The sequence below is a fragment of the Albibacterium profundi genome, from assembly GCF_042159835.1.
GTDB lineage: Bacteria > Bacteroidota > Bacteroidia > Sphingobacteriales > Sphingobacteriaceae > Albibacterium > Albibacterium profundi.
Window position 1 is genome coordinate 1 of record NZ_JBBVGT010000003.1, and the last position, 26,377, is coordinate 26,377.

A 26,377-nucleotide genomic window follows, 5' to 3' on the forward strand; every position below is an offset into this window, starting at 1 on the left:
GCGTCTGCCTGCGAATGTCCTTGACAAATGATTCCGTACTCTTTTTCTTCGGTGTTCCCATAATTAAATCTAATCTTTTTTGATGAAAACACTCCTTAAGATTCTAAATTATCATGTCCACTTTTTGCTGACGATTTACACCGTAATATATGAATATTACAAAACACGCTTCCTACGCTAGTATTAACCAGTTCAGGTTCTGAGGGTATTTTCTCAGCTCAAATTAAATCGAGCACCCCTTGCATGTATATGAGTATTTACAATCGTGAAATAAAAGGGTTTTTGTAAAATAAAAAAAAATGTAAATCCCACAAAAATATTGTTAGTTTTATCAGCACCATTAATGCACTATAGCCTTAACGCATGGCGGGGGATGTAAGAAAAAAGAACTAAGTTTGTTATATGCTGAAAACTTCATTAAAACGAGGTATATTCTTACCCAGTATTGTTTTTATATCGGCGATCTCGTTAATATCTGTTTTTTTTCCAGAAGTGACGAAAGGGCTATTGAGTAGTATCCAGAGCTTTATTTTCGTCAATTTGAACTGGGTGTATGTTTAGGCAGTAACAATATTTGTTGTTTTTCTAATTTACCTCATGTTCAGCAAGTTTGGGAAAATACGGCTCGGACGCAATGATAGTAAACCTGAATATTCTTTTTTCTCGTGGATTTCGATGTTGTTTGCTGCTGGAATGGGGATTGGGCTGATGTATTTTGGAGTTGCGGAACCCATGCAGCATTATTCTTCCGATGTGTTTGCTTCAAATGATTATATCAATCGGGAGAAAAACGCGCAACTTTACACTTTTTTTCATTGGGGTATACATGCATGGGCAATCTATGCTATCATCGGGCTCTCATTATCATATTTCGCTTATCGTTATCGTCTCCCGCTTTCTTTACGAAGTGGGTTTTATCCATTATTAAAAGAAAAGATCTATGGGAAATGGGGCGATGCAATAGATGTTTTCGCACTCTGTAGTACTTTTTTTGGTATTACGACAACGCTGGGTTTTGGCGTGGTTCAGGTGAATTCCGGTTTAGAGGTGCTTGGCATTGTCCCTGACACTAGCTTTGTTTATCAGGTTTTAATTGTTGGAGTATTGGTTTCTCTTTCTATTACATCGGCAGTCTCCGGCGTAGACAAAGGGATAAGAATATTAAGTAATATTAATATTGTCAGTGTTATTTGTCTTTTGTTATTCGTGTTGTTTGCCGGACCAACTGTTTATCTTATTGGAAGTTTCACAGAGGGATTAGGTACCTATATAACCAACTTTTTCAATCTTACTTTTAGCACGCATGTCTATGAAGAGGAAACTCTGCCATGGTTCTATGACTGGACTATTCTTTATTGGGCATGGTGGATTTCATGGTCTCCGTATGTCGGGTTATTTATTGCTAAGATCTCTAAAGGCAGAACAATACGCGAGTTTGTTGGGGCTGTATTAATCATACCGAGCGTATTCAACTTTTTCTGGATGACTATTTTTGGAAACAGTGCTGTCTGGTTCGATCGAAATGTAGCTATGGGTAAGCTGAGTGAGTTAGCATCTAATCCAGACGCGTTGATGTTCAGGTTTTTGGAATACCTGCCACTTTCTTCTATAGTCAGTTTCGTTGTTATTGCAATCATCATAATTTTCTTTGTAACGTCTGCTGATTCTGGGATCTTTGTGATGAATAATATAGCAACAAAAAATGCTAAGAAATCTCCGAAATGGCAGGTTGTGTTTTGGGGGATATCGCTCGCAATGTTAGCGTTATTGTTGTTAAATGCTGGCGGTTTGGATGCACTCCAAAGTATGACTCTTATTACTGCGCTGCCTTTTTCTATCATTATGCTCCTATTTATCGTTAGTTTAATGAAAGCAGTTATTATTGACAGGGATTACTACGAGCGGAGTTTTTCAATGTCGGCTATGCCTTGGTCGGGTGAACGTTGGAAAGAGCGCTTGAAGCGTATCGTTTCTTTAAGGGATCGACGTTCCGTTGATGAGTTTATCGAAACGACGGTGCGGAATGCTTTCGTAGAACTTCAAAAAGAGTTTTCTGATAATGGAATTGAAGCTAGAATTAATTCATCCAAAAATCCAATGAAAGTTGAGATTGAAATCCAGTACGATATAGTTAACAATTTTATTTACGGTGTAAGGAGCCAATCGAAATCGGTATCTGAATACTTAGTGAATGAAGATAACCTTCCAGATGTCGATGAGAATAAAAGATATATACCGATGGCTTATTTTGGAGATTCAAGAGAAGGTTACGATATTCAATACTTTACAAAGAATGAGTTGATTTCGGATGTGCTAAAACATTACGAACGATTTTTAACCATTGTTTCGGAAGAGCGCAATGAGATGTTTATCAGTAGTAATAGTAATAAAAAATAAAGTTGTTTGATTGAAGATGTTACTGCATAGTTTTCAGGTATTTATATACTTCACTATCTGTGGAGATAATAATAGACGTATGTTTATCAAAGGTTTTTTCGAAGGTTTCCATTGATTTCAAAAATGCATAGAGACTTTTTGCTTGAGACGACTGGTTGTATGCATTGGCATAAATGCCCGCAGCCTCAGCGTCTGCTTTACCTTTTATCTTTTCCGACTGTTCAAAGGCCTTGGATTGTATGGTTTTCAAGTCTTTTACTTTTTCACCATTAATTCGAGAGGCTTCTCCTTGTCCCTCAGAACGAAATTTATCCGCTATCCGGAAGCGCTCACTATTCATTCTTTGAAATACATTTTCGCGCACTTCGTCTACATAGTTTAATCGTTTAATCTTGAAGTCCAGAATAACAATGCCCAAATCCGAAGCTCTTTTGTTCGCTGTTTTTAAAATCATTTTCTCTATTTTCTCTCGACCAATCTTAATGTTGATCAAGGTGTCCGTGGACGGCTCCGTGAGTGTATCCGTTACTTTTGATTCCCTATTACTATTTCGCACGGCTTCAACTAAGTCGTGGTTGGCTATATAATCTCGAACTTCGCCGTCCAAGATATCATTTAGCCTAGATTTGGCTCCTCTTTCATTGGTCAATCTTTTATAAAACTGTAGAGGATCAGTGATCTGCCAACGCGCATAAGTATCTATAAAAATAAACTTCTTGTCTTTTGTAGGGATTTGATTGGGATCGCCATCCCATTCGAGATAACGTTTATCAAAAACATTGACATCCTGAATAAATGGGATTTTAAAGTTTATTCCCGGAGTAGTGACTGCACTGCCTATGGGCCGGCCAAATTGGGTAATGACAACCTGCTCTTTTTCATTGACTATATAGGTGCTTGATAGAAGGCCGACAAGTAGAACTATTAATGCGATACCGGATATGATAAGTTTGTTTCTTGACATCATTAATTTTGTTTTTGCGTATCCTGAGTTTGACTTGCTGGGATGCTTTGATTTTGCATTTGCATCTGTAAAAGTGGAAGTACATTATTCCCCTTGCCGTCTGTAATGATTTTATTTCCTAGTTTAGGGAGCACTCTGTTCATTGTTTCAAGGTAGAGTCTTCTTTTAGTGACCTCAGGAGCCTTGACATACTCTTTGTAAAGGTCATTGAACCTGGAAACTTCTCCTCGTGCATTATTTAGCCGTTCTGCTGCATAACCTTCTGCTTTCTGGATGGTCTCCTTTGCTTGTCCTTTTGCTTTTGGGATTACCTTATTGTATTCAGATTCAGCTTCGTTAATCAATGTTGATCTTTCTTGTTGCGCTTGGTTTACGGCGTTGAATGCTGCCTTAACAGCATCCGGAGGATTTACGTCCTGCAAGACTACTTGATCAATCTTTAGTCCCATGGAATACTCATTGCTTAACTCCTGAACAAGTAGAAGAACTTCGTTGGCGACTTCTGTTCTTCCAACGGTTAGCACCTCATTTACGGTCCGGTCACCCACTACCAGGCGCATGGCCGCTTCAGACATATACCGCAAGGTAGTTTCCGGGTTTTTTACGTTAAATAAATAATTGTAGGGATTATCAATTCGGTATTGGACTACCCATTCTACATCAGCCAGATTGAGATCTCCAGTAAGCATTTGGGATTCTTCTGCTGCACTGCCTTTACTATAACTGGTTTTTTGGGAACGTGTATCGGTCGTCCGAAAGCCAAACTCCAATTTCTGTTGTCTTTCTACCGGGACCTTGTAGAGAGTTTCTGCAAAGGGTATTTTTAAATTCAGACCCGGATCTACGGTTCGTATGTATTTCCCAAAACGGGTGATTACACCTACTTCTTCGGGTTCAATTTGAAATAAGGACGCAAAAGCTAAAATGAGTACGAATACTCCAATTACAATGATCCTTAAATAACGGCTAATTATATCTTTAATTCTTCTTGCAGTCTCCGGAATTTCATATCCGGGATCTTCATTGTTGTACATTTATAGTTTTTTAATCTTGAATAGAAAGTTTATCTTGGTCGTGATGCGCAAATGTACAAATATTAAACAGGATACTGCTATACGATTAGTGAATTAAAGTTAATTTTGTATTAAATGAGCAATGGTGAAAAGCAGTCCCTTATTGGGGTAATTGTTTCGAAGATAAAAGATTTGGTTAATGATTTCTGGAGGTGGCTAAAGCCGAATCCTAATGATCATTGGCTTTTGCAGATTCTTAAAAGTATTGCGAAGCTACCGTTGGTATTGCTATTGATTTTATGCTCGCCCATTTTAATTGTTGTGCTGTTACTCATTTTCTTGATTGCGTTATGAGTGACGAAATAGGAGCGATGTTGTTGCGACCATGGTTTTTGGGAGCGGTGGGACTAGCGCTCATACATCAGATTCTACAAAAAATCCTAGGTGTCCACGTGCCGATTGTAGATTCGTATCTCGACCCTCTTTTATTTTTGCCGATTTTGCTCCAATTAATCCTTCTTGAACGGCGCTTTGTGTTCGGAAAGGGTTCGCAATATGTTTTATCTTGGTATCATATATTTGGTGTAGTCGTTTCGGTGTCTGTTTTAGTTGAGTTATTATTCCCGGTTTGGAGCTCTTTATTTACAGCGGATTATAGGGACGTTATTTGCTACCTGGTTGGAGGGACGGCCTTTGGTGTTTTTTTTAACGTCCCGAACAGGACTTTTCGATCAATTAAGGAAATGGAAACGGGGGCATTATTGTCCAATAAAAAACAGTGAGGTGTCTAAGGGTCACGATCGATTTTTTTATTAACTTAGCAGCTAAGCATTGCTTTTGAGTGCGTTTGCCAAGTTTTTAAACCATTACAAGTTTTAACAAATGTTGATTAAATATATTATATCCGGAATATCGATGTCGTTTATTTCGTGGATTGTGGGCATGTTACTTAATAGTATTCTCGTGAAAACTGAATTTTACAACAAGCTGTCCAATCTGAATTTTATTAAAAGTAAAATGCTAAATAAAAATATTGGTCTCGGGTATTTCAGATGGATCGTGAAGAACACTTTTTTTAAAGTCTTCAATCAAAAAATTAAGTTGAATAATAAAAACACAGATTTGACTGAGGTACGCAAGGAAATGACTATTGCTGAAATTAGCCATTTAATTGCCTTTATATTTGTGGTGTTTTTTGCCTTATACAAAAGTATTTCCGATAGCTATTGGCATGGGTTTGTAATTATGATTGTGAATGTTTTAATGAATTTATACCCGTCTCTATTACAACAGGAACACAAACGACGGATTGATAGGCTGATGGAAGCAGTGGATTGCAATAAATCCTACTGTGGCACCAATTGATTTCAACGAATGATTGATAATGCGATTTCTTCTGTACATATCGATTTGTTTAATTCTGTGTAGCTGTCATACAGGTTACTATATTGAAGGCGTTGTTAACGACAGCTCAACCGGAGAACCACTAGGGCAAGCTAAGGTATTTTTAAAGACTATCGATACCGTTGTGACGGACTCATCAGGAACTTTCGTGTTTGATAAGCATCTTACAGGTGGTCATGTTTTTTCTGATGTAGAAATAATAATTGAAAAGGACGGTTTTAAAAGTCAGTATGTCAACTTCGGTGATCCGGGTAGCAAGAGCCGGACAAGCATTTCTCTGGAGCGGGGAGAGAAAGCCGTTCAGTTTCCTTCGGAAGGCGTCACGCTTTTCTACTTCATTAATTTGGGGATTTCATTACTAAATCTTGTAACTATTATTTTCGTTTTATTTAATCGTATTCGATATAAGTATCTATGGTTTTTGGGGCTTGTCTTCATGAGCTGTGTGTTTAACATCGTATATATTGATGGTTCAGTTGGTTTTGATTTTATCCATGGCCCTTTTTTTCTATTGCATCATAATTATTATCCTTTTACCATAAAGGTGGTAGTTCCTGTAGCTGCTATACTATTTTGGTTGTTTTATTGGATTAAACCGATGTTTATTCAAAAAAAATAATATCAAGGAGTTGATTATTAAAAGTTAGCACTATTTAGCTTCTAAGGCGTTTCTGCTTTTAACCGTTGGTGTTAATCTCCTTAATAATTTCACCTTCCTTGTTCATTATCTTAAATAAAGGGTTCCCAATGCTATCGACTGAGATGATTATTCTTGGCTTTTCATCCGGCCCATTAATAACTAAGCTAGAATTTCCATTGTCGGACATTAAATTTATCCTGTTGATGTTGCTTCCAACTTTGCCTGATATGTCTTTGTCATTGATTATCAAACCTGACCGATAACTATCATCGTTGTTCTGTTGGGTTAGTATCCCGATGGCATCTGCATTATCATAATCCAAAGCCAAAGCATATATACTGGTTTCTGGGTTTTTAGAAAGTGCGATGCCTCCGGCTTCGTCACCTTTTTCGTTATAAAAAATAATTCCGGCAGGGCTTAGTACTCGTTTGTATTTTTTGCCGGCAATGATTGGTGGCTCCATTCGTTCCTGATTAGATAATACCATTCTGTTGACGCCGTTCTCATCGACAATGTTAATTCGTTTAACTGTAATTTCTTCAAAAGATTGGTTTAAGGATCTGAAAGAATAGGATAGAATTAAAAAAGCCACAGTTACTAATCCTGCATAAAAGCCAAGGGCTATTCTTGATATTTTTTTCATGTGTTTTGATTTGGGTTTAATTGATTGTTATTCCTTTAATTTTTTACTGTTAACTTTAAACAAGTGTTGATGCCTGCAAATTTTTGGAGCATAAAAATAAATAAATATATCGATTTTAAAAGTAGTGCTTAGTACAGGCACCCCAGCGGATGGCATCAGCATTCTACCATGCTTTCACACGATACTCTTGACATACGGTTGTCATAGATGCGATGTAGTTTTGTAGAAACTAAAAAATAAATCTAAATGCACGCAGAAGATAGGGAAGTAATCCATGTAAATACAAGAGCTGAATGGCGACAATGGTTAGCACAGAATCATCAATCCAAGCAATCTGTATGGCTCGTGTGTAATAACCAAAAATCTAATTTACCTGTCATTCCGTGGGGTGAATTAGTTGAAGAAGCGCTTTGCTTTGGTTGGATTGACAGTACAAGAAAAACGATCGACGAGTTTTCTTTTAAGCAATTGTTCAGTAAACGTAAGCGTAAAAGTACATGGTCGAAAGTCAACAAAGAAAAAGTACAAGAGTTAATTGATAACGGCCTCATGACAGAGTCGGGCTACGGAAGCATTAAGAACGCGAAACTGAATGGCTCGTGGACGATCTTGGACGAAGTTGAAGAGCTGATAATCCCACCAGACTTGGAGAAAGCATTTGAAAGTTATACGGGCTCGAAAGACTATTTTATAAGTCTGAGTAAGTCGGTGAGGAAAATGATGTTACAATGGATTGTACTTGCTAAACGACCGGAAACTCGCCAAAAACGTATTGATGAGGTAGCTGAATGTGCTGGACAAAATAAGAAGCCTAAGCAGTTTTGACGAAGAAAAGATATTTATAATAAAGTAGTAGGATCATCATTACCTAATTAATGCCTAACTTACTGATAAAGTGATCGAGACTTTCCTCTTTTTGTAAATTCAACTTTTGTTTGATTCGGTAGCGTGCCATTCTGATACTTTTCGGGTCGACATTCAGCTTAAGAGCTATTTCCTTATTGGTAAGTCCCATCAGGATATATGAACAGTATTTTAAGTCGAGACGCGTTAGTTTGTTTTCTGCCTTTTGCTGAAGACCGGCAATAAAGTCGGGACTTATCTCAGATAGCTCGGTTCTGATGTTGTCATAACCTTTGTCCATATCATGATTTTTGGAAATCAGCCGGTCAATTTGTCGATACAATGGGTCATTGCGATCTAAGAGACTTAATTTGTCCTTTAGATCCTGCATAAGCGTATTCTTTTCAGCGACTTGTAGGGTGCCTGCGAGGAGTTCTTTTTCCAGTTGGTTAAGTCTTTCCTGCATAAGTTCGCGTTCAGCTTGCAGCCGAGCAGTTTCTTCGATTTTGAGGTTGGTCTGAAGCTCAGCTTTATTTTTCTCTCCGGTAAGCAATAGTTGCTTTTGCTGTGAGGATTTTAGTTTGAAATGATAAGATCTAAACAAAAAGAATAACGCTATTAAGCCAGCAATGATCGTAATTAGGTAATAGTGGTTTAGCTTTTTAGTGAAGAGAGCCTCTTGTTTAGTTGCTGCTAATGCAAGTTCTTTCTTTTCAGATTGATATTGGGCTTCGAGCCGCTGAGTGATGGATAGTTTTTCCTTATCAAACAAATCCTTGTCGTATTCCATGTATTGTTTGTAATAGTCTAAAGCCTTACCAAGATTGCCACTTTCCTCGGCCACCCGAGCCAAAGCATTGGTAATTCGACCTTTTGACCGAGTGCCGCCTGGCCTGTTAATGGTTTCGGTCAGCGCCATTTGTAAGAGTGCTTCGGCGCGGGTATAGTCGTTTTCTTTTAGTGCAAATTCGCTTAGAATTCCATAGCTGTTGGCAATAATTTCGACGTTATTGATTTTCTTTCCGGTAGTAAGCGCCTCGTTGAGGTATACTTCAGCGCTATCTTGATAGAATATCGGGTAAAATTCAAAATAAAGGTTAGCCATATTAAGAGCAGCAATACCTCTTGTGCTCGGCAGCGTAATACGACTTTTTAGAGAATCAGTTAACCTTAATACCGACTGATAGAAATAAGTTGCGGAATCTAACAATTGTCGTTGGCTATTATCCTTACGGAAACGGTAGAGGTAACTAGTGCCCATACTCAAATAAGCATTGGCAATAGCATCTGGATTGCCGCTTCTACGTGCCGCATCACGACAAAGCCTGGTATAATGCAGTTGTTTATCAGTGTTTCCCCAATAAGCGTGTATAGCGGCGAGATAATGGTAAATATTACTCTTGTAGAGATCTGTATCTTCGCCTTCAAGTAAGCGAAGTGCTTCTAACATTTCTTGATAAGCCTTATCGGTATTTTCCACAATGTGCTCCAACCAACCCTTACGAAAATGAACGCGTCCCTGTATGATCTTATCAGATGTACGAGAAAGATATTGTTCGGCACTGTCGATTGCCTGAAAGGCAAGTTTTAAACTGTCTTGTTGCACATGCAGGTAACTCAAGGTAGATTGAATCAAGACACCATATCGTCCGTCTTTTTCTCTGTGACTTAGTTGCTGTGCTTTTGTAGCTAATTTCAATGCCTCTGGCAGTTTATTTTGAGCAGCTATAATCTTGGATAATTGAGCCATAGCTTCTATACGTTCTCCGTTTGAAGTGCTGGACCTATCTATAACGAGATGCAAAGAATCGGTAATTATAGATTGTGCTCGTCCACCTACCGAGGAAAATAGAGCCATCAAAAAAAGTAAGGAGCATACGAACGTGGAATATCTCATGTGGTAAAAATAGAATAATTACGGCCTGTCTTGATTAAAGATACAGATTTTGTAGACGCTTTGTAGATGTTTGTTTAAGAGTTAGTAGTCGCTACATAGGCGTCGGAAAGTTGCTTAAGGAAAAATGCACCCATAAATTTGTCCTAGACTTTTTTATCCAAATTTAAGATACTCGCATGAAAGCAAAAACTATTTCAATCGTAGCGTATATCACCATCATTGGATGGGTGATAGCTTATTTACAATATAAACAGCGTAAGCAAAAGAACGAACTGGCCTCTTATCACCTGAGTCAGGGACTTGGCGTATTTATCTTTGCAGTTGTTTTAAACATTCTCCTTACGATCGTTATATCCGTCGTTCCTTCGCTGGGAAGCATTCTTGCTCTGGTAGGGCTGCTGCCGATAGTGTTCCTTGTTTTTGGGATTATAACGGCAGCTAATGAAGCCCGGAAACCGGTTCCGATCATCGGGAAGCTCTTCGAAGGAATGTTTAATTTTTAGGAATAATAAATGGAAACTTTCTTCTTTAAAATAGCGAGTTCGTCACTAAACAAAGTGATCTCGAAATTTTTTTAATAGAGCATAAAACTTAATAAAAATGTGGATTAGAATATCAAAAATAAACGTAAGACAGGTAGATGCGTCGCATTTGGAGAACCCAAAAAATGCTGACAACCCTATGATGTTGAGTTTGTATCAGCAGGAAAGTAGAATGGCTTTTTTTGTGTCGACCCACAAAAAGATCCTGACAGAGTATCTTCAAGTACCTGGCGGAACAAGTATTCCAAAGCGAAAATGGTCGGCTGAGATGAATGAATTTGCTGAGGTAGAATTAGTCAAAACGCCGCCTAAAAAAGGTTCGTTTAAACTCACAGTTGTCGGTTGGTTGTTTTTTGTATTTGCTTTTGGTTTGTTGGGTTACCTAGCATATGAAGGTATGCAAGAGCCTGCCAAGAAGGAGGCTTATCAGCAACGAATGACGGAAAAAGCTCAAGTTGCCGAGGGCGATATTTACTTTGGGAGTTACAGGATGTACAAAGAAGAAGGCAACGTTTTGGGAAGTCAGGGCGGATTTGGCTGGTTTAAGGTAGTTAAAATCGAGAATGATACATACTATATCGCAAAAAGCAACGAAATAAGTAAGAATGCAAAGCCAAAGGAACAGATGAATAGTACAGATTTTGAGGAGGAGACAAGTGCGGTAAAAGCAAAGGAACTAGAAGCCTATACGAAGCAATTTGTTTCAGAAGATGGTTTGTTGGAATTTAATTTGAATGAAAAAAGATAAGTGCTCACAACAAACAAGTAGGCGACCGCTCAAACGTGGCACAGTCTTGCTGGTTTTACTTATAGCGTTTTTACCGTCAAAAGCTCAGGATATTGATTCCTTCGGTCTGTGTTCTGAAGAAGCGTGGGGCTTCATAAACGTATATGACAGTACCAAAAGTATATCGGCGATGTATTGTTCAGCGAGTGGTTTTTCAGAAGGGCTTGCTGCAGTAGAAAAGGGTGGACGATGGGGCTATATCGATGTAAACAACAACGTGGTCATTGATTTTCAGTTTGATTATGCTAATAGTTTCAAAAGCGGAAGGGCGGTGGTAGCTACAGGAGAACTTTACGGTGTCATCAACAAAGAAGCGGAATTTGTAATTCCACCATGTTACTATGATCTAATGCCATACGAATTAGAAGGCGATCGGTATTATATTTCTCGAGATAGCACTTTTTTTCAAGGGATCATTGATAGTGCTGGTAGAGAGATTCTTCCACACCGCTACACTTATATTATTACTTATCAACCTAATTTAGGTCAACAGAGATTTTATAAAAACATCCCGTTTTATACTGTTTATCAAGATATTGATGCCGATAAAGGTAGCTTCTTCGAACAATTTAAAGAAGATTCGTATCAGTTCTCGCCTGAAAAAGGTAGACACGATATATATGATCAGAAGTTCGACAAACTAGCGTCTCGAAATTCAACTAACTATACGGATGGTTTCTCGCATAAGGAGCTCGTCAGGATCGATAGTTTTCTGGACGAAAACATTGATTTAGTTGCTGCACAAAAAGTCAAGAAGGTAGCAAGCATATTATACAACCAAGAGTTGGACAATCGGGAAGACTTAGGTTCGAATAACGAAAGTCTTCAGTATGGTGTAATGAATCACGATGAAATTGAGGATCATTTGGCAGGATTGGGTTACCATCTGTTTACCAATGAGGAGGGGAAAATAGGATTGAAAAAAGGACCAAGTATAATTATTCCCGCCGAAAATATTTTTTTTAGATTACTGAATGGTGCCATTAGTGCTCCAATAACAGCGGATATCTCTTACTTGCAAGAAAACTACGCTGGTACTTATAGGGCTCAGGGAGATGATGTTTTTGATTTGTTTTGTGTTGCAGCGGGCGATCGTGAAAAAGGACACGTGTATACCTTGAGCGGGAAAAAAATTCTGACTCTTGAAAAAATGAGAATGGCACTTTCTGATATTACCCAGGTTGGATTTAAATATATTAATTCGGTTGAAGGGTCGCCTAATCAATACGGCTTAATCAATTGGAAGGGAGAAGTGATATTGCCGTCTGTATATAAGGAAATCGACGTCTTGAGAACCGGTCAACTGATTGTAAAGCAGGAGGTAATAGTTGATGATGGGGTAATAGAGCATATGGGTTTGTTCACTGAAAAAGGAGAGGTTGTGATTCCTCTAGGCGTATATTCAGAGATTAAACCCTTTCAGGAAGTCGATAATCTGTACCTGGCAGTAAAAAGCAATTCCCTTCAAGTGAAAAAAATATCAATGAATAAGAGAAAAGACTATGTTGTTCTTAAGGTGTCTGATAATTCATATACGGTGACCAATAGATTTTTGGCAAATCTGATTTTTATATGGGCATTGGATAGGAAAACAGGCATGGTACCCTACCGTCAGTTTAGGAGTGAATGAAGAATTTGTTTTTGAAATAAGCACGAAGCACTAACAAGTTTATTAATTTTGGCTGGAAGCTAGATCGGACGAGGTGCTAATCGAGACTCTTTCAAATGAATCTATAACAAACACTTATATGAACTGGAATCATAACAATTTAATTAAAAAGGTAGCTCACAATAAGTTCAAGGAGTTTGCAAAGGAACAAATGGCTGACAAGGGGCTTTATAGAAATACATATGTAGCATTTTTGATTGGTTTTGGTTTCCTCTTCGCGGTAGCTGTCGGTTACGGAGTCAGTCTTATGTTTTTAGCTCAAGAATTTACCGTTATAATTCAGGTGACCACTGGGGTTTTATTTTGCTTTACAATTCTAATTATTTTACATGAATTGCTGCATGGTCTCGCTTATAAATTATCAGGCGCCAAGAATGTTTATTTCGGTGCTATATTTTCAAAATTCTTGTTTTATGCCGGTTCCGATCAGGAAGAGTTTAATGGGACCCGCTACCGATTTGTCGCTCTTTTTCCATTTGTTATTATAACAGGAGTTAGTTTGTTGATGTTGCTCCTATACTCTGAATATATTCCATTTGGTCTGGCGGTATTATTTGTTCACACGTTGTTTTGTGGAGGCGATTTCGCCGCGGCGAACTTTATTGCGAAGCATGATTTGAAGAAAATTCACACTTATGATTCGAGAGAGAAAGGGGAAACCTATTTTTATTTCAAGGATGAAACGGTTTCCTGACAGGGTTCATCTGTTGTGCACAACGGATAAATGATAAATCAATTTAAAATGAATACTAAATTAATAATGATAGCAAGCTCGCTAATAATGGGAGGACTCGGAGTTATTGCGTCTTTTTTTCCAGATGAAATTTTACGATCCTTTGAACAGACTCCAACGGATATCTTAAGATTATTTGTGCAAATCACTGGAGCATTATATCTTGGTTTTGCGGTAATGAACTGGATGGCTAAAACTGTTTTAATTGGTGGGATATATGCGAGGCCGCTTTGTATTGGTAACTTTTCTCATTTTGTAATTGCTGGTCTTGCGCTTGTGAGAGCAGTAATAAACAATTCAACGATAAAATATCTTTGGGTATTGACCGTCATATATTTAATATTTGCCTTGCTATTTAGCTTTGTTTTATTTACTAGTCCTAAGCAGGTTAAAAAATGATGTTGCGGATATTACGACTAACAGGATAAATCTTTATGATGTTATGTTATTTGGTAGTGAAATCCAAAAAAAACCTTAGTTAATAGTAAAGGTTTTTTTGAAATCTCTAAATTTACCACAAAAATTAATATATGGCTTCTGGAGTTTTTACCGTTTTGGACGATATTGCGGCGTTGATGGATGATGTTGCTGTGGCTAGTAAAGTTGCTACTAGAAAGACAGCAGCAATCTTAGGCGATGATTTGGCAGTTAATGCAGAAAAAGCAACCGGCTTTCTCTCTTCTCGCGAGTTACCTGTTCTGTGGGCCATCTCGAAAGGGTCACTCCTAAATAAAGTTATTATTGTCCCAGTTGCATTTTTGCTAAACTTTTTCCTTCCTGTAGCTATCAAATTTATTCTGGTTATTGGTGGTGTTTATTTGGCTTACGAAGGGATGGAGAAAATAGTTGAGTATATATTTCACAGAAATAAAAAAGGGGCAGAGGTTATAAAGGAGAATAATCGTGACAATCAAGTTGAAGAGAAATTAAAGATCAAATCGGCTATTACGACGGATTTTATTCTTTCAATTGAAATAGTCTTTCTAGCATTGGGTTCTGTACTCGAAGCTCCGTTAGAGGTGCAGATTTTTACCGTCTGCATTGTTGCTCTTCTGGCTACAGTTGGTGTTTACGGTATTGTTGCTCTCATTGTACGAATGGATGATGCCGGTTATAGGCTAATTAAAAAATCAGAGAACAAAGGGTTTTTAAACACCGTTGGCGAATCGTTAGTTAAGTCGCTACCCATGGTCATACGGCTTTTGAGTGTTGTTGGAACGATTGCTTTGCTTCTAGTTTCTGGAGGTATTTTCTCTCACAATGTCCCATTCTTCCATGATTTTATGACGGCTATTCCATCTACATTAAAGGACATGATTCTCGGAATTATCATAGGTTCAATTGCAGTGGGATTGATGTCGCTTATTAAAATCGTAACAACCGCATTGAAGAAAGGATAAGCCCTGCTAATTCCATTTAGCATATTTTTATTATCTTGCCTTGGATACAAAATAATCAGTTATGAAACGAACGTTACTTTCTTTCTTTTTTGCCATAGGTTTATTATATGTTTCGGCTCAGGAGTTTTCGCCTGTGGACTATGTCAACCCATTGATTGGGACACAGTCAAAATATGAACTTTCTAACGGGAATACATATCCTGCTATCGCCCGCCCTTGGGGGATGAATTTCTGGACGCCGCAGACAGGGAATATGGGAGACGGTTGGGTATACACCTATACTGCTGATAAAATTAAAGGATTTAAGCAGACTCATCAACCTAGTCCTTGGAACAACGACTATGGTCAGTTCTCTATCATGCCGATGATTAATAATTTGGAGTTTGATCAAGAAAAACGTGCTAGCTGGTTTTCTCATAAAGCTGAAATCGCTAAACCGTACTATTATAGTGTTTATCTGGCGGATTATGATATAACAACAGAATTTGCGCCGACTGAACGGGCCAATATATTCAGAATTACTTACCCTCAGACCGATTCGGCCGTTTTTGTCATTGACGCATTTGACAAGGGATCATATGTGAAGTTTATTCCAGAGGAGAATAAGGTAATAGGTTATTCGACTCGAAATTCAGGTGGTGTGCCAGATAACTTTAAGAATTACTTTGTCATCGTTTTTGATAAGCCTGTTGAATTCTATCGAGGGGTCAGAAATGGTGAATTAGTGGAAGATGAAAGGGAGATTGAAGATGATCACGCTGGCGCAATGGTTGGTTTTCGGACTGCGCGAGGAGAGGTTGTTACTGCACGAGTAGCCTCATCTTTCATTAGCTTTGAACAGGCCGAACTGAATTTGAAAGAGGTTTTAGAGAAGAGTTTTGAGGAAATTAAACAAGAAGGACGTGACCGCTGGAATGAAGTGCTCGGGAGAGTGGAGGTTGAAGACGATAATTTGGATCGAGTTCGCACATTTTATTCCGCACTTTATCGATCGACTCTGTTTCCTCGCGACTTCACTGAGTTTGATGCTGAAGGCAAGCGGTACCACTATTCACCTTACAACGGAAAGGTGTTGCCAGGAGCGATGTTCACCGATACTGGATTCTGGGATACTTTCCGAAGTCTTTTCCCACTTCTGAACCTTCTCTATCCGTCGATGAACGACCAAATGCAAGAGGGCTTGGTTAATGCATACAAGGAAAGCGGCTTTCTGCCTGAATGGGCAAGTCCGGGACATCGCGAATCGATGATTGGGAATAACTCTGCCTCTGTAGTTGCAGACGCACTAATTACCGGACGGGAAGGTTATGACAAAGCCTTATTATGGGAGGCCCTGGAAAGTGGAGCAAATAGTGTTCATCCTGATATTTCAGCTACTGGCCGGACAGGATATCAACTTTACAACGAACTGGGCTATATACCCTATGGGGAAGGTGTTAACCAAAATGTGGCAAGGACATTGGAGTACGCTTTTAACGATTGGAGTATTTATCAATACGGTAAAGCAATTGGGCGTCCGGAGTCAGAGCTTCAAGTTTATAAACAACGGGCCTTGAACTACAGGAATTTGTTTGACCCGGAAACCAAACTCATGCGACCAAAGGATACAGAAGGCAATTTTAGACCAGACTTTGATCCCAGTGCATGGTCAAAGGATTATACAGAGGGGAATTCTTGGCACTGGAGCTTCTGTGTGTTCCATGACCCCCAAGGTCTGATCGATTTGATGGGAGGGAAGAAGGAATTTGTCCAGATGCTGGATACCGTTTTTGTTATACCCAGTTATGAAGGGATGAAAAGCAGAAGCATGATTCACGAAATGCGGGAAATGCAAGTTATGAATATGGGGCAATATGCGCACGGAAATCAGCCTATACAGCATATGCCTTATCTATACAACTACGCTGGACAACCCTGGAAGAGTCAGTTTTGGGTTCGGAAAATCATGGATAAGTTATATCAACCGACTCCAGATGGTTACTGTGGCGATGAAGATAATGGTCAAACTTCTGCATGGTATGTATTTTCGGCATTGGGCTTTTATTCGGTAGCACCAGGGACCGGCCAATATGTGATTGGGTCGCCAATTTTCGACAAAGTGACTCTGCATCTAGAGAATGGAAACAAGGTAGAGTTGCTTACGGACGACCAAGGATTGGATGGGCCGTATGTGCAACAAATGAAACTGAATGGTAAGGTTTATGACAGAAACTATATCCAATATACGGATCTGATGGATGGAGCAAAAATCAAGTTTGAAATGGCGGTGAGCCCAAACAAAGAACGTGGCATTTCGGAAGATGCTGTTCCTTATTCTTTTAGTACCGAATAAATAAATACCCAAAAGGCTGCGCACTCTTTCTAAGGTCTCCGCATTTCTACTTGCAATCAAAATGCTAGTTCTGGGTTTAATGGGCGATAAACTAGTATCTTGGATATAAGGACTTAATTTTCTATTTTTGTGAGCGAAGGAACAAAATCATATGAAGGGTAATTCATCCATTATTTTAAAACTTAAAGCCTCAGCATTGATGCTGTGCGTGTTTTTTATGATGATCAATACTTGCCCAGTTCGTAGTCTTTTAGCTAGTGTACTAAATCCTCCGGTTGAATCAAGTATAGGGGGCCAAGAGTCAAAGAGTTCAAAGTCATTTGTGTATGGTGACCTTCGTTGTGCTGATGGGAAAGTAACAAAGGCAGCCCTTTTAGATTTTTCAAAATCAGGTAAGAATTTGCTTTTTCTTCCGCTGTTAACCGTTATTAGCTTATACCTTTCTTTATCGGTGTTGAGTTTACATTTGACACCCTTCAAAACGGAGCGAAAACGTCTTCTAAATGGAGATGTTCCACTTTTTCTGAAAAACCGCTCGATCATTATATGATCACTCGACGTTTCCATTGATTTTTTATCGATAAATAATTAAATGCGAGTGACCGATATCCTTAAGATATCGTAACAAACCCTATTTATATAATGAATACAATAATGAAGTTGAAAGATAAAATATCTCTTTCTAATATTTTTACAGGAGTCTTAGTGATTTTTGTACTTGCTATGTTGTTTAGCCCTGATTTTAAGGGCTTGGTTACCCAAAACCTGATGAAGGTGGGCTTGTTTCAACCGGATGTTCCTAATGGTTCTTCAGAAGAAATGGCTGCGGGTATTAGTGCAAATGAGAACAACGAAGAAATTCTATTTAAAGACCCCGCCGGCTATGTGATTGAGTTATCCGATCAAAAAGGCAAGGTCGTTTTTATTAATTTTTGGGCAACCTGGTGTCCGCCTTGTATTGCAGAGATGCCATCCATTAATAAGCTCTATTCCGAGTTGAAAGATAACGACAAAGTCGTATTTATGATGGTTGATGTTGATAATAACCGTGGCAAATCGGAAAAGTTTATGGAAAAACGAGATTTTGATTTGCCGGTGTATACACCCGCAAGTTCGATCCCGTCTTCCTATATGAGCGGCGCCATTCCTACTACACTGGTTTTGAATAAGTATGGCAAAGTTGTCTTCAAGCATGAGGGCATGGGTGACTTTTCAAACAACGAATTTAAGGAGTTTTTGACGAAGTTAACAGCTGAATGATATGAAGAAAATAATATGGATGCTCTTATTAACAATAGTAGGAGCTATGCAGGCGAATGCGCAAATTTATGACCCAGTCGACTGGGAAACGACGATAGAAGATGTCCGTGGGGATGAGGCAACGGTAGTGATTACTGCCTCCATAGAACGCGGATGGCACGTTTACTCGCAGTTTATTGATGAAGGTGGGCCGATTCCGACTAGTTTTAAGTTCGACGAGAATGGCTATTCGCTGATTGGCTCAGTGACCGAAAGTCCAGAAGCAGTTTCTGCATTCGATCCGAACTTTAATATGCAGATTGCATGGCATAAAGAGATGGTCAGGTTTTCGCAGAAAATAAAACTATCTGGCCCGAAAGTCAAGGTTGCGGGAGTTCTGGAATTTATGGTATGTAATGATACAAACTGTCTCCCGCCGGAAGAGGTTCCTTTTGAGGTTTCCGTTGAAAGCCCAGGGTTTACAACGACAACCGATAAAGAAACACCGGAACCACAACTGACGCAGAATTCAGCGTCGGCTATTTCCAATGACCGAGAAAGTGATGGAACGACAACAGTTCAAGACTCCTTAAAAAGCGAAACTGATTCGCTTCCGAATGAAATCGTTCAAGCAGATAATGCGCAGACAGTAAGTGCCTCTGCGGCAGATAACTCTTCCGAGAGTACTTCACTCTGGGGAATTTTTATTGCCGGTTTAATAGGTGGTTTTGCAGCTTTTCTGATGCCATGTATCTACCCCATGGTTCCTTTAACAACTTCTTTTTTTACTAAGCAAAGCGGAAGCCGAAAGAAAGGGATCTGGAATGCGATTATATATGGTATTTCGATAATCGTTATTTACGTTGGGTTGGGAATGATTATTACCTTGCTGTTCGGTGCATCAGCCTTAAATGAAGCGGCCAGTAGCGCACTTTTTAACTTACTCTTTTTTGCGATAATCATCGTTTTTGCAATCTCCTTCTTGGGTGCTTTCGAAATTACATTACCATCGCGCTTTGTAAATAAGGTGGATGCAAAATCAAATCGTGGAGGACTGATCGGTATATTCTTCATGGCTTTCACCTTGGCTTTGGTGTCCTTTTCATGTACTGGACCTATTATCGGCTACTTATTAGTCGAGGCAGTCTCCAAAGGCTCGCTCTTAGGGCCGGCTATCGGGATGTTGGGCTTCTCTGTTGCGCTGGCTATACCCTTTATTCTTTTCGCTCTCTTTCCATCTTTTCTAAAAGAGATGCCAAAGTCGGGAGGTTGGCTAAATACAGTGAAGGTATCTCTCGGTTTTCTTGAATTGGCTTTAGCATTTAAATTCCTGTCGAATGTCGACCTAGCTTATCATTGGGGTATACTGGATCGAGAAGTATTTTTGGCCATTTGGATTGTCATTTTTGCACTATTTGGTTTTTACCTTCTCGGTAAGTTGCGACTGTCAGAAGCGGATAAAGCTCAAATTGTCTCCTTACCACGTCTATTTTTCGCAATCTTAATTTTCTCTTTTACCGTTTATATGGTTCCAGGCTTATGGGGTGCCCCGCTGAAAGGGATTTCTGCTTGGCTGCCGCCGCAACCGACACAGGATTTCGATTTAAATAAACTTACTTACGGAAACTTTGGCTCGGTTAGCGAAGAAACGGGATCTGCAGGTAGGAAATACGCAGATCTATTCCATGCTCCACACGGACTGGATGCATTTTACGATTATGAAGAAGGACTTGCTTATGCGAGGCAAGTAAATAAGCCGGCCTTGATCGACTTTACCGGTTGGAGTTGCGTGAACTGTCGTAAAATGGAGGCGTCGGTTTGGCCAGACCCATCCGTACTGAGTCAACTTAAATCGGACTATGTATTGATCTCCTTATACGTCGATGACAAAACGGAATTAGAAGAATCTGAAAAATACACATCGGAGTTCAGCGGTAAGAAAATTACTCGTATTGGGCAAAAATGGAGTGATATGCAGGCATCCGTTTATGGAACAAACTCGCAGCCCTTTTATGTGATTGTGGATGGGAATGGTCAGCAGCTTATACCGCCCACTGCATTTGATTTGAGTATACAAAAATATGCTGAGTTCCTGAGGAAGGGAACAGAGGCTTTTAATGAAAGAAAATAATAATTATTAGAAATTAAATTTGAAATACTATGAAAATCGGATTGATATTAACGAAAATCTTTGTTCTTATTTTCCTTACATCATGTAATGCCGTTGATGATACGAAATTCACAATAGCAGGTCATGTTGAAAATGCCGGAGATGTAAGCAACATCGTTCTATATGAAGGTGAGACTCAGCTTGAGAATGTAGCCCTGGATGCTAATAATGACTTTTATTTTGAAGGCACCACGCCAGATCCGGGTTTGTATACACTGTTGATTGGTGAACGACCGTATATGTTGGTTTTGGAAAACGGAGAGGCTGTGAAATTTGAAGTAGATTTGAAAAAGCCAAGTGACTATGAGATTAGCGGGTCGAAAATTTCCGCAAAGCTGAAGGAGCTAGACGCTGTGCGAGAAACGTTTCAGCAGCAACAGACCGCTTTGGGTGAGGAGTTTGAGCAGCGGATGAACAGTGGTGAAGAGGCTGCTGTCGTTCAAAGTGATTTGATGGCGAAAAGTGAACAATTTATTGCTGATTTGTCTGGGCAAGTTGTTCAGTTTTCCATAGACAATAAAGATAACCTAGCGGGATTCTATGGAATGTTGATTCTGTATACCGTTGACCCGACAGGCCAAGAACAAGCTTTGGTAGCTTATGCTGAAGAAGCGAAGGATCTTTTCCCGAACAACGAAGCTGTGCAGTCTTTTGTCACACACATGGAACAGATCAAACCACTAAGCATTGGTCAGATGGCACCCGACTTTGGTTCGTTGACACCCGATGGAGAGGAAGTCAAGTTAAGTGATTTGAGAGGTCAGTATGTACTCTTAGATTTCTGGGCAGCTTGGTGCGGACCATGTCGCCAAGAAAACCCTAATATTGTGGAACAGTACCATCGTTTTAAGGACAAAGGGTTTACGGTGTTAGGAGTTTCATTAGATCGTGACCGCGATGCGTGGCTCAAAGCTATCGAAGATGACAAATTGGATTGGACTCAGATTTCTGATCTGAAAATGTGGGATAGTGAAGCGGGACAACTGTATAATATCACTGCGATACCTGCATCGTTTATGATTGATCCGGATGGGAAGATTGTCGGTAAAAATCTTCGAGGCCCCGCACTGAAACAGTTTTTAGAGAAAAATCTGTAATTGACGACGGTGGAGTTGCTATTATTGTAGTACGTTCTGGGTTAAACAATATTATATCGTAACTTGTAAACTCATTACGAATAATCGCATCTACATTTTTTATGGAACAAAAGGAAGTTTTATGGAATAAGAACTTTATTATCGCCTGTATCGCGAACTTTCTGACGGCATGTTCATTTAATTTATTAATGCCTACCATTCCGTTGTACTTGACAGAGGTGTTGCATATCGAAAGCTCGAAAATGGGTATTATCTTATCTTCTTATGCGTTCGCGCTATTGTTGATAAGGCCATTTTCGGGCTTTTTGGTTGATCTATATCCTCGGAAGATGTTATATCTAGTTGGTATAACATGCTTTATGGCTATTTTCTTCGGGTATTACTTTGCTATAACTGTTGGTTTCTTTATTGTTTTACGGTTTGTCCATGGTCTGTTCTGGGGGCTGGCGACCGTTTCTTCTAATACAGTCGCTATTGACATTATTCCACCTAAACGAAGAGCTGAGGGGATCGGATATTTTGGGGTCAATATGAATTTGGCAATGGCTATCGCACCTTTTTTTGCTATAGAGATCTATGAAGAGCGAGGTTTTTCATATCTGATTTCGGTAGCACTGCTATTGGGTGCTCTGGCTATTTTGGTTGTTCTTTTTATTAAGGTTCCAAAACGAATTCTTGTAGAAAAGAAGCAGCCGATTTCTTTAGACCGTTTTTTACTTGTTAAAGGTATTCCTATTTTATTCAACCAGATATTCATCACATTCGGTTGGGGTACATTGGCAGCTTATGCAGTTTTATATGGCATCGAGTCTGGATTGCAAAATGCTGGTCTCTTTTTTCTGTTCTTGGCTGCTGGAATCATTGTTTCTAGAGTCGCTTCTGGCAAATTAGTTGATAAAGGGCATATTCATCGGGTGATTATTTTTGCCGTGGCCGTGGTAACCCTATCCTTCGTATCGTTCGCCTTGATTCATACGGTTTATGCTTTTAATATTTCTGCATTCTTTATAGGTGTCGGCTATGGGACCTTGTTGCCTGCATTACAAACGATCTATATTGATATGGCACCGGCCTCTAAACGGGGGACGGCGAATTCTACCTATTTAACAGGCTTTGATCTGGGTATTGGTATTGGCATGCTAGTCGGCGCTAGCCTTGCTTCCGAATGGGGTTTTGAAAACATGTATCTCGTTACAGCTCTATTATGTCTTATCGGTCTTCTTTTATATGTGTTTAGTTCGAGAAAGATCTATGAACGACATCGCTTACGATAATTGGTCTTTCTTAACTTATGTGAACGACAAAAGAAAGTTGTTTTTGGAAATTTGCAGGTAAGTTTATTAATTTAAAATACCACTAATGAAAACAATTTTTAGTATCAATCGCTCTACTCAAAGCATCGATATCGCCATATTGATAGCTCGCGTAGCTATTTCTTTATTAATGTTAACGCACGGTCTATCTAAAATAGCTCTGTTTAACGAGCAGCCAGTTCAATTTATGGACTTTATGGGTTTAGGTGCTGAATTGACTTTAGCATTGGCAATTTTCGCTGAAATTGGATGTTCAGTCTTGATTCTGTTCGGGTTAGGAACTAGAATCGCAGTTATCCCCTTGATCATTGCTATGGTCGTGGCTGTTTTTGTTTTCCATGCGAATGATCCCTTTATAAAACAAGAAATGGGATTACACTATCTGCTTGTCTACTTGGTGCTCTTGATCACGGGAAGTGGGAAGTATTCATTGGATAGAATGATTGAAGCTAGGCTTTAGTTTTGCATGTTTTCTATAGATCTAACTGCGAAAATTTATTACTTTTAGCGTTACCGCTGTGGCATAAGTTGATCGGCGCGCAAAAGTATGTACAATTTTAAAAACGACTATTCCGAAGGAGCTCACCCGGCTATCCTAAAAAAACTATTGGAGACGAATGAGGTTCAACAGGACGGCTATGGTGAAGACGAGTACTCCGCAGAGGCAAAGAATTTAATTAAACAAAAACTAAACAATCCCGAAGCATCTGTCTATTTTGTGTCAGGTGGAACACAAACGAATCTTTTGGTTATATCTATTCTGTTAAAAGCTCACGAGGCGGTTATCAGTGCGACCACCGGACATATTTATTCACATGAAACCGGTGCCATTGAGGCAACTGGTCACCGGATCATCACCGTCGATACGGATGACGGGAAGTTAAGACCTCATGATATCTCAAACATCTTAAATGAATATTCGTTACGACCCCATGTGGTAAAGCCTAAGATGGTATATATATCTAATTCCACGGAAATTGGGACCATTTATCATAAAAATGAATTGGAAGAGCTATCGCAGTTTTGCAAGCTAAATAATCTGTGGTTGTTTATGGATGGAGCAAGATTAGGGCAAGCATTGACTGCGGAAGATAATGATTTGAGTCTCGCAGATATAGCTCGACTCACAGATGTATTTTACATTGGAGGAACAAAGAATGGAGCCTTGTTAGGAGAGGCAGTTATATTTAATCAACCTCAGGTAGCACCGGAGTTTGATTATCTCTTAAAGCAAAAAGGTGCTTTATTAGCGAAGGGCAGGGTTCTGGGTATCCAATTCCTTGAGCTGTTCAGAGATGATTTGTATTTCAAATTAGGAAATCATGCTAATAACATGGCAATGAAAATTTCTGTTGCTCTTCGTGAGAAAGGTTATTCGTTTCTGACGGAATCTACCACGAATCAAATATTCCCCATATTGCCAAGATTGTTAATCGATAGCTTAAGTCAAAAATATCTATTTTACGAGTGGGCAGCGATAGATGATCAACACTCTGCTGTGCGACTTATTACATCATGGGCAACTAAAGAAGAGGCTGTTGATGTATTTATTGCCGATTTTTCCTCCTTTTCCGATAAAATATAAAGGGAAAGACGATCAGAGTCGCAAAAATAATGCATAGGAAAGCTAAATCTTCATATGTGAAGATATAAAACGTGTCATAAAGCTGAAAATCGATCATAATTAGAAGTATTCTTATCGGTTTGTAATGCGAAGATCGAAAGAAATGGTCTATTTCTGTTGCGGTTCATTATATTTTTTATAGTTTTGCCGTTTTTCGAATCCAAAAAAACCAAATCTAAATGGATATCTATCAAATCATTTCTATAAGTGCGTATTTAATGTTGATGATCGGAATCGGCTGGTATTCTTATCGTAAATCAACAAGTAATGTGGATGAGTTTTTACTGGGTGGTCGAAAAATGGGACCTGCGGTAACTGCGTTGTCGGCAGGAGCTTCTGATATGAGCGGATGGCTGCTGATGGGGATGCCAGGCGCAATGTTTGTTTCCGGATTGTCGGCTAGCTGGATTGCAATTGGTTTGACTACGGGAGCTTATCTCAACTACGTCCTGGTCGCTCCTAAATTTCGAATCTATACGGAAAAGGCCGGTAATGCGCTTACGATTCCCGATTATTTCGAAAATCGTTTTCACGATCATAGACATTTGCTACGGTTAATCTCAGGCCTAGTGATTCTAGTATTCTTTACACTCTATACATCTGCCGGTATGGTTGCGGGCGGCAAGTTGTTTGAATCTGCTTTCAATACCGATTATTCTATGGGACTATGGATTACTAGCTCAGTAGTTATATTGTATACCTTCATGGGTGGTTTTCTTGCGGTTAGTTTAACTGATTTTGTTCAGGGGACGATTATGATGATCGCGATAATTGCGGTACCCGTCGTTGTGTTTCTTGAACTAGGAGGCGTGTCTGCTACTTTTGATGCCATAGAGACTATAAATCCCGGTCACTTAAATATGTTTCATGGAACAACATGGGTTGGTATTATCTCGTTGTTAGCATGGGGGTTGGGTTATTGTGGCCAACCACATATTTTGGCTCGTTTCATGGCCATTGATACTGTGAAGCAAGTACGTACAGCGAAAAAAATTGGCATTAGTTGGATGATCATAACAGTATGTGGCGCGTTGTCAGTAGGTTTAGTTGGTATCGCCTATCTGGAAAAAACAGGACAATCAATTGCAGACCCGGAGACTATTTTCATCTTTTTTTCTAGTGAACTTTTCCATCCGTTTATAGGAGGGTTTTTACTTTCCGCCATCTTGGCTGCGGTCATGAGTACGATTTCTTCGCAATTGTTGGTGTCTTCAAGTTCAGTAACGGAAGACTTCTATAAAAGTTTCTTTCGTCGCGAGGCTTCTGGGAAAGAACTATTGCTAGTGAGCCGCTTGTCTGTACTTTTGGTTGCGATTGTAGCTTTAGCATTGTCTCTAAACCCTGAAGATACGATTCTCGAGCTGGTAGGACACGCATGGGCTGGCTTTGGTTCTGCCTTTGGGCCGGTAATCCTATTTTCTTTACTCTGGAAAGGTACTACTCGAAATGGTGCAATAGCGGGTATGGTGCTTGGTGGATTGGTTGTACTACTTTGGACGTACTGGGAGCATCCGTTTAGTGATATGTATTCCATGATTCCGGGGTTTGCTTTGTCTTCTTTAGCTATTTTTATCGTTTCCAAAATAGATAAACGCCCAAGCAAAGCGATCGAGAAAGAGTTTGAAGAGGTTCAGCAAGTATATAGAGACGACTATTAGTTATCTTTGATC

23 protein-coding genes and 1 riboswitch are annotated in these 26,377 nt (G+C 39.3%); of the genes, 19 read left to right on the forward strand and 4 right to left on the reverse strand.

The window, feature by feature from the left end:
• Positions 1-152 precede the first annotated feature (152 nt).
• Positions 153-251, reverse strand: a riboswitch (TPP riboswitch).
• 319 nt (positions 252-570) lie between these two features.
• Entirely contained in the window at positions 571-2,397 is a 1,827-nt protein-coding gene (locus tag WKR92_RS11485; protein ID WP_375558577.1) for a BCCT family transporter, read from the forward strand.
• Between the two features lie 19 nt (positions 2,398-2,416).
• On the opposite strand, the gene hflC is transcribed toward WKR92_RS11485, so the two are convergent.
• On the reverse strand, positions 2,417-3,364 hold the full coding sequence (hflC, locus tag WKR92_RS11490) for a protease modulator HflC (RefSeq protein ID WP_375557977.1): 948 nt from the start codon (positions 3,362-3,364) through the stop codon (positions 2,417-2,419).
• A complete protein-coding gene (gene hflK, locus WKR92_RS11495) occupies positions 3,364-4,395 on the reverse strand; it encodes an FtsH protease activity modulator HflK (RefSeq protein WP_375557978.1) in 1,032 nt (343 codons plus the stop codon). The genes hflC and hflK overlap by 1 nt, the downstream gene beginning before the upstream one ends.
• A gap of 329 nt (positions 4,396-4,724) precedes the next feature.
• Between hflK and WKR92_RS11500 the strand changes: the two genes are divergently transcribed.
• The 3 genes from WKR92_RS11500 (at position 4,725) to WKR92_RS11510 (ending at position 6,397) form a co-directional block, all read left to right on the forward strand.
• Positions 4,725-5,156: a hypothetical protein gene (locus WKR92_RS11500; protein ID WP_375557979.1), complete on the forward strand. Its 432-nt coding sequence runs from the start codon at positions 4,725-4,727 to the stop codon at positions 5,154-5,156.
• 160 nt (positions 5,157-5,316) lie between these two features.
• Complete coding sequence (locus WKR92_RS11505) at positions 5,317-5,739, forward strand: glycosyl-4,4'-diaponeurosporenoate acyltransferase CrtO family protein (RefSeq protein WP_375558578.1); 423 nt, start codon at positions 5,317-5,319, stop codon at positions 5,737-5,739.
• A 19-nt stretch (positions 5,740-5,758) separates the two neighbouring features.
• On the forward strand, positions 5,759-6,397 hold the full coding sequence (locus tag WKR92_RS11510; RefSeq protein ID WP_375557980.1) for a carboxypeptidase-like regulatory domain-containing protein: 639 nt from the start codon (positions 5,759-5,761) through the stop codon (positions 6,395-6,397).
• Between the two features lie 58 nt (positions 6,398-6,455).
• On the opposite strand, the gene WKR92_RS11515 is transcribed toward WKR92_RS11510, so the two are convergent.
• Positions 6,456-7,061 (reverse strand): hypothetical protein, encoded by a 606-nt coding sequence (locus WKR92_RS11515; RefSeq protein ID WP_375557981.1) that lies wholly within the window; start codon positions 7,059-7,061, stop codon positions 6,456-6,458.
• Between the two features lie 246 nt (positions 7,062-7,307).
• On the opposite strand from WKR92_RS11515, the gene WKR92_RS11520 reads away from it, so the two are divergent.
• Complete coding sequence (locus WKR92_RS11520) at positions 7,308-7,886, forward strand: YdeI/OmpD-associated family protein (RefSeq protein WP_375557982.1); 579 nt, start codon at positions 7,308-7,310, stop codon at positions 7,884-7,886.
• 43 nt (positions 7,887-7,929) lie between these two features.
• On the opposite strand, the gene WKR92_RS11525 is transcribed toward WKR92_RS11520, so the two are convergent.
• Entirely contained in the window at positions 7,930-9,762 is a 1,833-nt protein-coding gene (locus tag WKR92_RS11525) for a transcriptional regulator (protein WP_375557983.1), read from the reverse strand.
• 215 nt (positions 9,763-9,977) lie between these two features.
• On the opposite strand from WKR92_RS11525, the gene WKR92_RS11530 reads away from it, so the two are divergent.
• From WKR92_RS11530 to putP, 14 genes are all read left to right on the forward strand, one after another.
• Positions 9,978-10,304 (forward strand): DUF4870 domain-containing protein, encoded by a 327-nt coding sequence (locus tag WKR92_RS11530; protein WP_375557984.1) that lies wholly within the window; start codon positions 9,978-9,980, stop codon positions 10,302-10,304.
• A gap of 97 nt (positions 10,305-10,401) precedes the next feature.
• Positions 10,402-11,091, forward strand: a complete 690-nt coding sequence (locus WKR92_RS11535; RefSeq protein WP_375557985.1) for a hypothetical protein — start codon at positions 10,402-10,404, stop codon at positions 11,089-11,091.
• Positions 11,078-12,760, forward strand: a complete 1,683-nt coding sequence (locus WKR92_RS11540) for a WG repeat-containing protein (RefSeq protein WP_375557986.1) — start codon at positions 11,078-11,080, stop codon at positions 12,758-12,760. The genes WKR92_RS11535 and WKR92_RS11540 overlap by 14 nt, the downstream gene beginning before the upstream one ends.
• 118 nt (positions 12,761-12,878) lie before the next feature.
• Positions 12,879-13,493: a DUF3267 domain-containing protein gene (locus tag WKR92_RS11545; RefSeq protein WP_375557987.1), complete on the forward strand. Its 615-nt coding sequence runs from the start codon at positions 12,879-12,881 to the stop codon at positions 13,491-13,493.
• Positions 13,494-13,541: 48 nt separating this feature from the next.
• Positions 13,542-13,931 (forward strand): hypothetical protein, encoded by a 390-nt coding sequence (locus WKR92_RS11550; RefSeq protein ID WP_375557988.1) that lies wholly within the window; start codon positions 13,542-13,544, stop codon positions 13,929-13,931.
• Between the two features lie 131 nt (positions 13,932-14,062).
• Positions 14,063-14,932: a DUF808 domain-containing protein gene (locus tag WKR92_RS11555; RefSeq protein ID WP_375557989.1), complete on the forward strand. Its 870-nt coding sequence runs from the start codon at positions 14,063-14,065 to the stop codon at positions 14,930-14,932.
• Between the two features lie 61 nt (positions 14,933-14,993).
• The gene (locus tag WKR92_RS11560; RefSeq protein WP_375557990.1) at positions 14,994-17,264 is read left to right on the forward strand and encodes a GH92 family glycosyl hydrolase; all 2,271 of its coding nucleotides are present in this window, start codon (positions 14,994-14,996) and stop codon (positions 17,262-17,264) included.
• A 654-nt stretch (positions 17,265-17,918) separates the two neighbouring features.
• Positions 17,919-18,524 (forward strand): TlpA family protein disulfide reductase, encoded by a 606-nt coding sequence (locus tag WKR92_RS11565; RefSeq protein WP_375557991.1) that lies wholly within the window; start codon positions 17,919-17,921, stop codon positions 18,522-18,524.
• 1 nt (position 18,525) lies between these two features.
• On the forward strand, positions 18,526-20,634 hold the full coding sequence (locus WKR92_RS11570) for a protein-disulfide reductase DsbD family protein (RefSeq protein WP_375557992.1): 2,109 nt from the start codon (positions 18,526-18,528) through the stop codon (positions 20,632-20,634).
• Positions 20,635-20,663: 29 nt separating this feature from the next.
• On the forward strand, positions 20,664-21,770 hold the full coding sequence (locus WKR92_RS11575; RefSeq protein ID WP_375557993.1) for a redoxin domain-containing protein: 1,107 nt from the start codon (positions 20,664-20,666) through the stop codon (positions 21,768-21,770).
• 101 nt (positions 21,771-21,871) lie between these two features.
• A complete protein-coding gene (locus WKR92_RS11580) occupies positions 21,872-23,044 on the forward strand; it encodes an MFS transporter (protein WP_375557994.1) in 1,173 nt (390 codons plus the stop codon).
• Positions 23,045-23,129: 85 nt separating this feature from the next.
• Positions 23,130-23,543, forward strand: coding sequence for a DoxX family protein (locus tag WKR92_RS11585; RefSeq protein WP_375557995.1), 414 nt, complete (start codon positions 23,130-23,132; stop codon positions 23,541-23,543).
• Positions 23,544-23,630: 87 nt separating this feature from the next.
• Positions 23,631-24,668, forward strand: coding sequence for a threonine aldolase family protein (locus WKR92_RS11590; RefSeq protein ID WP_375557996.1), 1,038 nt, complete (start codon positions 23,631-23,633; stop codon positions 24,666-24,668).
• 218 nt (positions 24,669-24,886) lie between these two features.
• Positions 24,887-26,365, forward strand: a complete 1,479-nt coding sequence (putP, locus tag WKR92_RS11595; RefSeq protein WP_375557997.1) for a sodium/proline symporter PutP — start codon at positions 24,887-24,889, stop codon at positions 26,363-26,365.
• The last annotated feature ends 12 nt before the right edge of the window (positions 26,366-26,377 follow it).